The 11,983-nt window shown below is 52.9% G+C and carries 12 protein-coding genes; 7 read left to right on the plus strand and 5 right to left on the minus strand.

The genetic code is table 11. The features are described from left to right. Positions 1-21 precede the first annotated feature (21 nt). The 6 genes from BMZ14_RS09615 (at position 22) to BMZ14_RS09640 (ending at position 6,230) form a co-directional block, all read left to right on the plus strand. A complete protein-coding gene (locus tag BMZ14_RS09615) occupies positions 22-684 on the plus strand; it encodes a hypothetical protein (protein ID WP_074797030.1) in 663 nt (220 codons plus the stop codon). Then, positions 681-1,469 carry a PepSY-associated TM helix domain-containing protein gene (locus tag BMZ14_RS09620; protein WP_074797031.1) on the plus strand — a complete coding sequence of 263 codons (789 nt, stop codon included), beginning with the start codon at positions 681-683 and terminating at the stop codon, positions 1,467-1,469. The genes BMZ14_RS09615 and BMZ14_RS09620 overlap by 4 nt, the downstream gene beginning before the upstream one ends. Before the next feature lie 162 nt (positions 1,470-1,631). After that, positions 1,632-3,833 (plus strand): TonB-dependent receptor, encoded by a 2,202-nt coding sequence (locus tag BMZ14_RS09625; RefSeq protein WP_074797032.1) that lies wholly within the window; start codon positions 1,632-1,634, stop codon positions 3,831-3,833. A 533-nt stretch (positions 3,834-4,366) separates the two neighbouring features. Beyond that, positions 4,367-4,981 (plus strand): acyl-homoserine-lactone synthase, encoded by a 615-nt coding sequence (locus BMZ14_RS09630; RefSeq protein ID WP_143071944.1) that lies wholly within the window; start codon positions 4,367-4,369, stop codon positions 4,979-4,981. Next, positions 4,978-5,442, plus strand: a complete 465-nt coding sequence (locus BMZ14_RS09635) for a hypothetical protein (RefSeq protein WP_074797033.1) — start codon at positions 4,978-4,980, stop codon at positions 5,440-5,442. The genes BMZ14_RS09630 and BMZ14_RS09635 overlap by 4 nt, the downstream gene beginning before the upstream one ends. 569 nt (positions 5,443-6,011) lie before the next feature. Beyond that, positions 6,012-6,230, plus strand: coding sequence for a hypothetical protein (locus tag BMZ14_RS09640; protein ID WP_074797034.1), 219 nt, complete (start codon positions 6,012-6,014; stop codon positions 6,228-6,230). Positions 6,231-6,298: 68 nt separating this feature from the next. Here the strand turns inward: BMZ14_RS09640 and BMZ14_RS09645 are convergent, their stop codons facing one another. The 5 genes from BMZ14_RS09645 to BMZ14_RS09665 all read right to left on the minus strand — a co-directional run bounded on the left by BMZ14_RS09645 (position 6,299) and on the right by BMZ14_RS09665 (position 11,077). Next, positions 6,299-6,760 carry a ferritin-like domain-containing protein gene (locus BMZ14_RS09645; protein WP_074797035.1) on the minus strand — a complete coding sequence of 154 codons (462 nt, stop codon included), beginning with the start codon at positions 6,758-6,760 and terminating at the stop codon, positions 6,299-6,301. Positions 6,761-6,896: 136 nt separating this feature from the next. Further along, the gene (locus BMZ14_RS09650; RefSeq protein ID WP_074797036.1) at positions 6,897-7,499 is read right to left on the minus strand and encodes a peroxiredoxin; all 603 of its coding nucleotides are present in this window, start codon (positions 7,497-7,499) and stop codon (positions 6,897-6,899) included. A 199-nt stretch (positions 7,500-7,698) separates the two neighbouring features. Next, the gene (locus BMZ14_RS09655) at positions 7,699-9,225 is read right to left on the minus strand and encodes a bifunctional ADP-dependent NAD(P)H-hydrate dehydratase/NAD(P)H-hydrate epimerase (RefSeq protein WP_074797081.1); all 1,527 of its coding nucleotides are present in this window, start codon (positions 9,223-9,225) and stop codon (positions 7,699-7,701) included. Between the two features lie 25 nt (positions 9,226-9,250). Then, positions 9,251-9,649, minus strand: a complete 399-nt coding sequence (locus BMZ14_RS09660) for a VOC family protein (RefSeq protein ID WP_074797037.1) — start codon at positions 9,647-9,649, stop codon at positions 9,251-9,253. A 24-nt stretch (positions 9,650-9,673) separates the two neighbouring features. After that, positions 9,674-11,077, minus strand: a complete 1,404-nt coding sequence (locus BMZ14_RS09665) for a sensor domain-containing protein (protein WP_074797038.1) — start codon at positions 11,075-11,077, stop codon at positions 9,674-9,676. A 756-nt stretch (positions 11,078-11,833) separates the two neighbouring features. Here BMZ14_RS09665 and BMZ14_RS15625 point away from each other — a divergent pair. Then, positions 11,834-11,983, plus strand: a 150-nt coding sequence (locus tag BMZ14_RS15625) for a methane monooxygenase/ammonia monooxygenase subunit C (RefSeq protein ID WP_371265712.1), incomplete at its 3' end; no start/stop codon positions are given.

The raw sequence follows: 11,983 nt of genomic DNA on the forward strand, positions 1-11,983 counted from the left end.
TAACTAAAAGGAAAAACCATAATGAAACTCACCCGAATTATCCATGTCTCGAGTATGGTTATTGTTGGCAGCTTGCTCAGCTTCAATGTGGCGGCCCATGCGCTATGGCTGGAGGGCGATCATGCGGAAGCCCGGCTTTATTTTGGCGAATACGCAGAAAACAAGCGTGAAACATCACCCGGCAGGCTGGATAGCATAGTTGAGCCGGTGGTAACGGTGGTTGACACGAAAGGTGAAGAGAAGCGGGTGGAAGCAAGCCGCGCGAGTAATCACTTCGCCATACCCCTTATCAATAAGCCCGCGGGCGCTACAGTACTGGTGCAGGCGCTCAAACAAGCCATACGCGAGCCGCAGGGCGAAATCCCTTCTCCAACGTATAGACGATATCTCTATGCGCGTCTTGGCAAAGGCGGTAGCTTGCCGCTCGATATACAGGATAACGGTAACCTGCTGCGCCTGACCTTCATGGGCAAGCCGGTCCCCAAGGCCGAGGTGGTTGTTATCGCCCCGAATGGCTGGGAGAAACATTTGCATACGGACGAGAAAGGGGAAACGGACTACACGCTGCTGGAACCGGGCCTTTATGTGGTCGAAGCGAAATACGAACTGAACAAGCCCGGGGAGTTCGAGGGCAAGGCATACGGTGTTGAAAGCCACAAGGTTACGCTTACTCTCTATAAATGAGTACTGCGCAACCAGACGGACAGGTAACCGCGCCAACTGCGGCGACACGGGGCTCTGCGGCTCCGGCGCAAGGCGTGGCCCAGTCGTCGCACCCGGAACCTGCATACGTGCCGCCGCGACCTGCCGAGCCGCGCGGTTACCTTTTTTTGTCGCAAGGTATGAAGCGAGGGCGTTTCCTAGTCTGGCTTCGCCGTACGCACGCGTGGATGGGATTGTGGGGGGCGGCGCTGGGCTTGTTGTTCGGCACATCCGGCATTCTGCTGAACCATCGCAGCGAGATGAAAATCCCGCTTGCAGCGCAGCACGAAACCCACCATACGCTTACCCCTCCGATTGGGAGCCTGGAATCGCCCGAAGCGCTGGAAGCCTGGCTGCGAGAGAGATTCAAGTTGCCCCATGCCAAGTCCCGTATTCAGAAAAAACCAGGCGGCCCGGTTCCGTGGGGCGGTGGGCAGGTTTTACAGCCTGAAAACTGGCGCGTCACGTTAATAGCACCCAATGTCAGCATAAATGCCGAATACTGGCGGGGCGATGCGGAGACGCGTATCGAGCAGAAAGAAGCCAATGCATGGGCGACGCTGGCCAACTTCCACAAGGGAAGCGGAATGTCCAACGTATGGATATTGCTCACGGACACGCTGGCGGGTGGTTTGCTGGTGCTCGCGATAACCGGCACCCTGCTGTGGAGCCGTTTGCATGGCCCGCGGCTTCTGGCGGCAAGCTTGATTGGCACGACCCTGACCGCCAGCGTCGTTCTTATTCTCACAACGCTATCGCTGTCATGAGCATAGCTGTTCCCCAACTGCCAATGATCAAAGATCCAGGCGAAACGCTACCCATGTAAACCTGAATTTTTCTCTCGCGTCCGCAGGAAAAATAAATCCCCATAGCCAGCCAACGCTATTGTCGCTTGTAGCCAGCCAATAATTAAAATAACAGAGCGATCAATGAAAAAATTGTTTCAATTCAAACTCAGACACGTCCATGTTACCTTGTTGATGGCATGGTTACTTATACCAACACACGCTGTAGCCCAGGAAAGCACGGGCAATCCGGAAGAAAATGCCGATTCAGAAAAAACGGAAAAAAAAGCGGCGCTGCCGGAAATAAAGATTACGACTGGCCGGGTACGTCCCGGCACAATCGAGGATGTTGCGACGACTGGAAGCAAGACAGACACGCCATCGCGTGATATCCCTGCTACTGTTAACGTGGTTCCGGCCTCGCTATTGCGGGAGCAGGGCGTCATCGAAATGAATGATGCCATGCGCAACGTCAGCAGCGTTCAGCCTCACATGGGTGGAGGCTATGGATTTGCTAACGCTTTCACTTCTCGCGGATTATCACTAAGCTTTTTGCGGGACAATATTCCTGATGGGAGCCACCAAAACAACTATTTCCGCACGATGTACGACGTTGATCGGATTGAAGTATTAAAAGGCCCCGCCTCTGCGCTCTTCGGCGTGGCGGGTCCCGGAGGCAGTATCAATATGATCACCAGGAAGCCGCAAAATGATTTCAACTTGTCCGCCGGCACCATGCTGGGGAGTTTCGGAACACGCAATGGATATGTAGACGTGACCGGCGCTATCCCTTATGTCCCGAATGTCGCTGGCCGCCTGATTGCAGACATGGAGCATACCGATGGTTTCCGGGGGCTTGAGCGTAATATTGTCGAGGCTTCCCCCAGCTTTATCTGGCGTATTGCACCGGATAAAACACTTCTGGTTGACTACGACCATCGTGAAATCAAGATCAAGCCGGACAACTACGGCATACTTTTCGATATCAACTCCAACATAGCGAACGTTTCCCGCGAGACACGGTATTACAGCCGCTTCAACAAGACGGACCATACCGTCAACCGTCTCGGCCTGACTCATAACTGGACGATATCGGATGCGTTAACGATGCGCACGTCATTCGTATACGATGCCCGGACGCTGGAGTTGCTGCGGAATGCCGGGGGCAACCAGGGTAACGGCGAGGGGATAAGCACAGCGCGGACCGCATACCAGCAGTTCGATAATGCCGGATACACGATATTGCAAAACGAGTTCATATGGAAAACATCCACCGGTCCGGTGAAACACACATTTTTAGGCGGCTTCGAATACAAGAATACAGACATCAATCTCGTTCGCCATACCTACACTCTACCTAACATAAGCATCTTTAACCCCGTGGTCGAAACCTCGATAAATGGAGCCGGGATCACCCGTGCTCCAACTTTTGACCGCCGGATCAGCAGTGATCAGACGTCTTTTTATGCCCAGGATCAGATCGATTTGACCGACCAATTCAAGCTCCGGCTAGGCATCAGGAACGACCTGGTGCAATACAGTGACAAGGGTTTTCAAGCCATTAGCGGCAATTACAGGTATCGTGAAATAGTGCAAACGAAATCCTTGACCACCTATTCCACGGGCGGGGTATATCAACCGACCAAAAATCTGGCTTTTTATGCGGGTTATAGCACCGGGGCGTTCATTAACCTGGCAACCGAATCTCAAGCTTTGTCCACTGCACCGGAAACATCGGACCAGATAGAAGTGGGAGCGAAAACCACGCTGCTGGATGACAAGGTAGATTTGAACGTGGCTTTGTTTCAAACTAACCGTAACAATTTCTTTGTCATTTTACCGGGTTCCGGTGGCATAGCGACCCAGGATGGGAAAGACCGGTCACGTGGGGTAGAGGTGTCGCTCGGCGTGCGTCCGATCAGCGGCTTCAGTATCATTGGTACGGGGGTGTGGATGGACCCCGAAACCTTGGCTAACAACGTCGTCACCAATTCTGTGCTTGGCGTTACGAGAAGCGTCCACGGAAGCCGCCCCACCGGGGTCGCCACCCACATGGGCAACTTATGGACTACCTATCAGATACAGAACGGCCTTGCGCGTGGCTTGATGTTTGGGTTCGGGGTTACCTATAAAGGTGATTCTTATGCCGACTCGCTGAATCTTCTCAAGGTGCCCTCTTACGTCGTGTTGGACGCGGCCGTATCCTATCGGATCAAGAGAGTTGATCTCGCCCTCAACATAAAGAATCTGACGGATAAAACCTACTATACCAATCCCACATTTGCGGGGGCATTGCCAGGTAATCCGTTGAGTGCGTTCGGTTCCATTCGTTTTAATTTCAATTAGGAATTCGTCGGGGAAGGGGTCTATTAGTAGTTGTAAACAATAGGGCCCCATCCATGATTCAGGCCGAACCAGGACACAAATAGATTTACCGGATTCCGGGTCAAGCCCGGAATGGCGAGTTCCCTTGTTTTGTTTTGCTGAACAAACAGGCTCTGCTAATCGCACTGCTACTTCATCGTTTAGCGGCGAACGTCCCGATGTCCTCGGCGCGTTCGCGCTAAGACGTCCACATCTTTTTGCCTGATCAGCCGTTTCGGGCCCGCTCACATGATAAAAACATATCAGGGAGCGGGAGACCGGATCTGCAAGACGAGTAGGAACCCCTGGAAATTATTGTATCCGCCTTCCGTTTTTAACAGGAATTGACCCGAAAATGCGTAGTGGGCGCGGCCTTGCGCTGAAACGGGAAACCGGCCACTGGCAAGGGTTTCGGCCAATATCTCCCGCCTGGTCCTGTAAGATTCTACAGCTATTCTGGATTTCTGTTCCGTTGTCTCATAGCACCGTCATAAATCAACGACGGGTGCAAAAAAATGGGTCAAATTATGCTTGCTCAACACGGGAACGGTTCACTGGATCAACAAGCGGCGATGGGAATGTATCGGCTCCGGCACGAAGTTTTCCATGACAGGCTGGGCTGGGAGGTTACCAATGATAACGGGATGGAGCATGACGAGTTCGATCATGCTGATCCGGTTTATGTCCTGGCGAAGGGGGATGAAGATGAGGTGCTGGGTTGTTGGCGCTTGCTTCCCACCACGGGCCCCAACATGCTGAGGGATACATTCCCGCAACTGTTGCATGGGCAACCGGCGCCTCAGCAGCCTGACGTGTGGGAATTAAGCCGGTTCGCGGTTACGGTTCCGAAATATGAAAGCGCGGGGTTCGGCTTCAGCGATATTCCGGTAAAAATGATGCAGACCTTGTTTCTCTTTGCGAAGCATAACAAGATCAAGCGTTATGTCACCGTTACCACCGTTGCCGTCGAAAGACTGATACGCAAGCTTGGCGTCAATGTCTCGAGGTTGGGTGCACCTATCAAGATTGGCCGGGTTCTAACCGTGGCGTGTTATATCGAAATCGACGCTATTACCGAATTTGCCTTGTTCGACACGCTCCCCGAAAATGCGCAAAGGAAAGCGGCATGAATATTTTACTGGTTGGAGAAAAACAGGATACGCGTCAGATTCTGCAACTGTTGCTTGAGAAATCAAAACACAGACTGGAACGGAAATCGCTGGACAGCTTCCCCGAACCGGATTTGGAAGCTTACGATATGGTGGTTGTCGATGGCGCGGTGCACGATTGCACCCAGCAGGTGAACCTGCTGCAATGGATACGGGAAGCAAGGCGGCGCTACCCGCACCTTCCGGTGGCCGTAATGAACAACGTTGGACCTCACATAGTCTCCGAAGGTCACGAAGCAGGCCATGACACTCTGCACACCTGCGGCGTTTTTGAATCGGGCAATGGCTCCCTGAATATGCGCTGCCGCTTGCGAGAGATCGCGCTGGGAGAAACCGCCGCCCTCATGCGTGATGAGTGCGAGCGCCCACTATTGGAACCGATAACTTTCGAGTATTCGGGATCGCAGCAAAATATCGGTTGAATACAGGAAGAACGGTTGTCGGCTTAGGGTGGAGGCAAAACCATTGTTTTAGAAATGTCATGAAACTTTCATTGCAGCGTAACCTGCTGCGGGTAGTCTGAACACGTTTGGCGAGATTTCAAATGGTTTCGCAAAGAACTGCTCATATAAGGAGGTAACATGAAATTCCCGCTACCCGAGTTAATGTACCGCTATCGGCACTCTGGGAAACCTCTCAAGCCAGGAATACCCGGCGGGGATTCGAATGCTGACCTGACTCACTGTAGCTGCAGGGAAGGTGACACTGCTAATGGCGTCGCTGCCATCGGTTCCGGTAATCGCCACGTAACCGCCAGTGCTGAGACAAGGGGTCCAACGCACTATCGCACTTCACCTCGGCTCAGAAGTAAAAAGAAGCGATTTGGATGAGGTCGAATAATGCGCCAATTCAACCCACCCGCTGGCGTTACAAAGATTTTCTTTCCCGGGGACGTTTCGGATCGCTGTGCCTGCAAGGGAAATATGGCGATCGCAATGGGTTCGACCATAAACCGCATCCCTGTTTTGCGCCCGCATAAGGTACTTTCCCAATGACTAACCAGATTGAAGAGGCGAGCGCGAATCTGTCTGAAGGCTCATCGCAGCCAGCGAAGCTGGCAGTGCTACGTGATGCGGATAACGTCGCAGCTCTCCTCTCGAGGACAGCGTTGCGAAAATCTGATCTAGTTGCGGATGAGGAAGAAGATGAGGTTGACCGGATGATCCAGTTAAGCGGCATGGTTTACGACGGCATGCATCTCCGCGAGTGATTCGAGTTTTTGCTTGTAACGATCACTTCTCATCTGCACGGCGCGTCCTTGACTGATCACGCCGGTGATCAACCCTTCGGGACCTCGTAAATACTGGTTTTACCCGTCCGGCGCAACATTTTGTTGACACTGTCCGCATGCATTTCTTCCTCGACGATGAGGCCGCGGGCATAATCTTCCAGCAATACCGATTTGCCTTGCGTCAGTTCCAGCAGTTGGTAATACGCCGCGCACGACTCGCTTTCATGCGCCAGCGACTCCCTGAGAATGTCCCCAACGTCATGCAGGTGCGTTTCCAGCAGAGGCCCAATCGAAAGCGAGGGATATCCACCGAGCAGAGTAACGAGTTCGCCCGCTTTGTGGGCATGCAGCAGGCCCTCTTCCGCTTGTTCCTTGAGCCATTCCACTACAGGAATGCGATTGTAGCCGTAGACCATCAATGAATAGTGCGTATACCGCACCACGCCGGCGAGTTCCAGCTCCATGATCTTGTTCAACAGCGCAATAGCCTTGTCTTTATCGAAGTCCATGAGTTTCTCCTCTATTTCCTCCAGGGGCGAGAATTACGGGCGCGCCACTATCTCATGCCCCGCAATTCCCTGTCTCCGCCTATAGACCGCAGTTTTCTTTTTCGCTTTCGCAGCACTTATCGCGGGACGCCGCGTGTCACAACGTCTCCGCATGCGTGCCAAGATATTCCGCCACCCCTTCCGGACTGGCCTTCATTCCCGGATCCCCTGTTTTCCAACCGGCCGGACAGACTTCGCCGTGGCTTTCATGAAACTGCAACGCATCTACCATGCGCAGCATTTCGTCCACGTCGCGTCCCAAGGGAAGATCGTTGACGACCTGGTGCCGTACAACGCCGCTTTTATCGATCAGGAAAGAGGCGCGCAGCGCTACATGGTCTGGATGACTTACACCGTACGCATGCATGATGTCTCCTCCCACATCGGATACCAACGTGATACTCACCGGCCCGATGCCGCCTTTATCCAGGGTGGTATTGCGCCAGGCGTAATGGGTAAACTGGGAGTCTACGGAAACACCGATTACTTCCACGTTGCGTTTGCGGAACTCCTCCGCCCGGCGGGAGTGGGCGATAATTTCCGAAGGGCAGACAAATGTGAAATCAAGCGGATAAAAAAACAGCACCGCATATTTGCCGGAAATCTCGGTATGAAAATTGAAAGTGTCATTGAAGGTGCCGTCCGGCAGGACAGCAGGCTTGGTAAAGTCGGGTGCGAGATGGGTAACGAGCACGGACATTGATTTTCTCCTTTCTGATTTGATTGATATCGCCGCATTTTCTATGATCATCAATATGCGGCCGGCCAGTTACTACCTGCCTTTTCGTCGGGTCTTGGCAGATTCTTGCTAGATTAGCCTATCCTGGCTTTATACTCCATACGAGAGGCCTTCATCTGTGCGGCTACCCGCATAGGGACTCTGGATTCTTGCGGCAGGTCTAGAAATTGTAAATCCACTGGTTCAGCAGATTACGTGCCGCATCGGGAATTTCGGATGCAGTCATTCCCACGGGCCCGCCATGCAGTGTCTGCAATATGTCCGCTGCGGCGCCATGCAGATAAACCGACAGCAACAGCGAATTTTCGGGGCTTAGCCCTTGTGTCAAAAAAGCGCCGGTCATGCCAGACAGTATATCGCCGGTACCTGCACTGCTCAGGCCGGGATTTCCGCTCGTGTTGATGTAGCGTTTGCCACCCGGCATAGCGCAAATACTGCCTGCGCCCTTCAACACTACGCAGCAGTTGAAGCGTTCAGCGAGATCTGCCGCTGCAGACATGCGATCACCTTGAACCATTGATATATCCGAACTCAGCAGACGCGCAGCTTCGGCCGGATGAGGCGTGAGAATAGAAGAAGCCTTGCGATCCTGTAGCAAATTGGCAATTCTGGAGTGGCTGGCGAGAAGATTTAAAGCGTCTGCATCCAGCACCAGAGGCAGCTCCGATTCCAGCGCGCAACTTAGCCAGAAGCAGGCGTCGGGGCCTGTCCCAAGTCCCGGACCGGCAATCAGACAATTCAGATTATCCAGCTTGAATAGCTCGTTGATCGGGCGCAGCATTAATTCTGGCTGCGCCGTATCCACCCCCAGGGCATTGCCGGCAATCAGGCCGAGATAGATACGGCCTGCGCCCAGCTTCAACGCTGCCGTGCCAGCAAGAAGCACTGCCCCGATCATTCCTGCCGATCCACCGATGATGCCAATGCTGCCAAACATGCCCTTATGACTGTCGGCCGGGCGTGGCAGTGGCATAATTTTTTGCACGTAAGCTTGATCGATCGTCCATGAGCTCGGTTCATGCAACGACGGAACATCTAGATCCAGCTCGCGTAAAAATATTTCTCCGGAGTAATCAGGGCCGTGATGCGTGAGGAGGCCGGCTTTGAGGCCAATGAACGTGACGGTCATGGCAGCCTTGATCGCTGCGCCGCGCACCTTGCCGGTATCGCTGCCCAGGCCGCTGGGAACATCCAGCGCAAGCACCGGCAGCTTCATGCTGTTAACGGTATCGATGAGGGCGAGATATTGATCTGTCAGATCACGCCCGCTGCGCGGGTCGAGACCTATGCCGAACAAACCATCTATAAGCGCATCCCACGCCGTGTTTTCGGGGATGTCCAAAAGTATTTCTCCACCTGAGACGAGCCAGGCATCGAGCATTTGCTTCGCGTCGTCGGACAGGGTTGCGCGCTGGCCAGTAAACACCAGTGTGACCTCGTACCGCCAAGAGCGCAGATGACGGGCGACGGCGAAGGCGTCGCCACCATTGTTACCAGGGCCTGCCAGAACCAGTACCCTGGTTCTGCCGTGGGTCAGCAACTTGTCGCGTGCAACCTCGGCTGCGGCGAGGCCAGCTTTTTCCATTAAAAGAGGCGGACTGGGCAAAGCAGCGGCAAGTCGCTCGATTTCACGGATTTCTGCGGTGGAGTAAATGGCGGTGGAATTATGCTTTTGAGTGCTGCTCATGATCATTATGGATTCCGAATTTTTGTCACTGCGGCTTGCGAGTCATCTGCACCAACTGAATGAGGTTTCCGCACGTATCATCAAGGACAGCAATCCGCACCGGTCCCACATCCGCAGGCTGTTGGGTGAACTTGACGCCAATGCCCTTAAGTCTTTCGTACTCTGCGTCCAGGTCATCCACCTGGGATGAAGTCGCAGGAATCGCATCCTCGACGAGCGCCTTCTTGTACGGTGTCACAGCAGGGTGATCGCTCGGTTCAAGCAGCAGTTCCGTGCCGTCGGGCTGCTCTTTCGAAACGACGGTCAACCAGCGATATGTTCCCATCGGCACATCATTCTTCACGTTGAATCCGAGCTTCTCGGTATAGAAGTCCAATGCCCTGGCCTGATCATCGACAAAAACGCTAGTAATGTAGATTCGCATTCCCGTTTCCTTTCCAGGTGGGGATTAATCGAAAGTTCGGTTGCTGCTCACAGTTGATCGAGGTTGACGGAATGAGCCTTGGTTCGAAAAATAATTTTCACTGTTCTTTTTCTCGAAATACATGGCTTGGTCAGCATGTCGAAGAAGTTGTTGCGCCTCGTCACCATGATCAGGGTAGAGTGCAATCCCAATGCTCGGCAGTATGCAGAGGCTGCAGTCCTCTATTTTCATGGGTTGGCTGATAACGCTGCGGATTTTTTTGGCCACATTCGAAGCGTGCTCCGGCAATTGGATGTTTTCGAGCAGCACCACAAACTCATCGCCACCCATTCGCGCGACCGTATCCAAGTCGCGTACACACTGCTTTAGCCGATTGGCAACCTCCTGCAGTAACGCATCCCCCGCAGCATGACCCAAAGAGTCGTTGACTTGTTTGAAGTTGTTCAAGTCCAGGTAGAGCAGGGACATTTGTCCCTGTTCCCGTCTTGTTCTTGCTAGCGACATTTTCAGGCGATCATGTAAAAGTCCCCGATTGGGTAGTCCGGTTAGCCCGTCGTATTGCGCCATGTGCTCCAGTCGGGCGTGTAACTGTTTGCGTTCAATGGCTGTGGCAACCTGAGTGGAAACAAATTGCAGTAGTTCCTTGTCCTTTTCCGTGTAGCGCGCACCGGTTGGATTGCTTTTCAAGGCCAGGGCGCCGATAGTTCCGTTGTGCGAATTGAGAGGAACGGCCAGCCAGCACGCCCCATTACCGGCGTGGACAGATCGTAATTGCTCGGGAAGGCCAGCCAGCGATTCAGGCCTCAGCAGCAGGGGCTGTCTGCTTCGAATAACTTCTGCGCAGAGAGTACTTACGAACGTTTGCTGCTGTTCGGACGCCTCGTCGTGGTCACCCTTGTAGTAAGGAAAGCTCAGCTTATCATTGCTCTCATCGTGTATCGCCACAAAAAAATTAGTCGCGGACAGCAGTTGGCCGATGATTTGATGAATCAGCTGAAACAAAGAGAGCAGGTCCTCTGCAGTGTGCGCGGCTTCAGAAATGGCGTAAAGCGCCGCCTGCATTGATTGGGCCTGCTTGCGCTCTGTGATGTCTCGCGCAACAGCAATCCTCAACTGATCGGCTTCGGACCACCGGGCTGACCACATAATGTGCACCACTTGTCCATCCTTGCGCATATAGCGGTTCTCAAAATCACGTGTAGGATGTCCTGACATGATTTCGTTGGCTGCCTGAAGGGTTCTCGCTCGATCCTCGGGCACCACCATCTCCAACATAGCCTTGCCAACCATTTCTTTCGGCGTGTAGCCAAAAATGCGTTCACATGCTGCACTGACAAAGATAAACCGCCCCTCTCCATCAACGACGCAAATAGCGTCGAGTAGCTGATCTATAAACCTGGCCAATGGTGGGTAAGGTTTTGTATCCATATGCGAAGGATACTACCTGGGGTTTGACCGGCCTAGTTTTTTGTAGTCGGTTCCAAAGTTCGTCCGTGGGGCTATTAACGGGCGCGCGCTGACCGCGAAATGCAGGCAAATCGCTTTGCAGTGCGTTTCTGATAACGGGAGCACGCTCATTGGAGAATTTGGATTAGCGACCCGGTAAGTGTCTCAATGTGTCCGATATGTCCGATTGATGCTTTAGGGGGATGTATCAAAGGCAATCATCATTTTCGCCGATCGTCGTGCTGGATTTCCTCCATTCATTTCGCCACAGCCTTATCTCATACCCATAGTCAGGAAAAACAGGGCTTTAGCATTGTTGTTTCTACCGTAGTGAAAGGGGAGACCTTATAAGACAGTTGATAGAGATATATCCGTCTATCAGGGAACTTGGCTTCCAAAAAGATGTCTTCACATTAAGACCACAAAAACTTCACAAAAAAATCACAAACTCTTAACAGTTCGCATCGATACACATGGTGCTTGACAAGGAGAAGGATGATGAAAAAAGGAAAGTTCATGGCTATTTCGTATTTCACGGGGTTGACAGCAGCAATGCTGGCAGTAGCGCTCTTCTGATCCGTAGAGCTGCTATGGGGATGGCTTCTCCTGCCATCCCCTGGCGTTGGCGGCGGACTCTCTTGATTCGTGAAGGCGCCAAGGGTGCACTTCTCCTGCACCCCTGAATTTTTTTCGTGATTTCTGGATTCCTTCGGGAATCCGTGATTATAGGAGCTGAAAATGGCTACTGCAGTAGAAAACAGAGCGTTAGACAAGGCAAAGGCAAGCAGTGCTGCCTTTGACATGTCGGAATGGTACGACTCCAGGTACTACAAGATAGGGCTTTTGCCCATACTGGGGATTGCGATGTTCTGGGTCTGGTTTCAGCGG

The sequence above is a fragment of the Nitrosospira briensis genome (assembly GCF_900115125.1).
Taxonomy (GTDB): Bacteria; Pseudomonadota; Gammaproteobacteria; order Burkholderiales; family Nitrosomonadaceae; genus Nitrosospira; species Nitrosospira briensis_A.

Coding starts and splice junctions, on each gene's coding strand:
- BMZ14_RS09640 (WP_074797034.1), top strand. CDS start 6,012: ATGACTAACCAGATTGAAGAGGCGAGCGCGAATCTGTCTGAAGGCTCA.
- BMZ14_RS09630 (WP_143071944.1), top strand. CDS start 4,367: ATGGGTCAAATTATGCTTGCTCAACACGGGAACGGTTCACTGGATCAA.
- BMZ14_RS09620 (WP_074797031.1), top strand. CDS start 681: ATGAGTACTGCGCAACCAGACGGACAGGTAACCGCGCCAACTGCGGCG.
- BMZ14_RS09650 (WP_074797036.1), bottom strand. CDS start 7,499: ATGTCCGTGCTCGTTACCCATCTCGCACCCGACTTTACCAAGCCTGCT.
- BMZ14_RS09665 (WP_074797038.1), bottom strand. CDS start 11,077: ATGGATACAAAACCTTACCCACCATTGGCCAGGTTTATAGATCAGCTA.
- BMZ14_RS09635 (WP_074797033.1), top strand. CDS start 4,978: ATGAATATTTTACTGGTTGGAGAAAAACAGGATACGCGTCAGATTCTG.
- BMZ14_RS09655 (WP_074797081.1), bottom strand. CDS start 9,225: ATGAGCAGCACTCAAAAGCATAATTCCACCGCCATTTACTCCACCGCA.
- BMZ14_RS09625 (WP_074797032.1), top strand. CDS start 1,632: ATGAAAAAATTGTTTCAATTCAAACTCAGACACGTCCATGTTACCTTG.
- BMZ14_RS09645 (WP_074797035.1), bottom strand. CDS start 6,760: ATGGACTTCGATAAAGACAAGGCTATTGCGCTGTTGAACAAGATCATG.
- BMZ14_RS09615 (WP_074797030.1), top strand. CDS start 22: ATGAAACTCACCCGAATTATCCATGTCTCGAGTATGGTTATTGTTGGC.
- BMZ14_RS09660 (WP_074797037.1), bottom strand. CDS start 9,649: ATGCGAATCTACATTACTAGCGTTTTTGTCGATGATCAGGCCAGGGCA.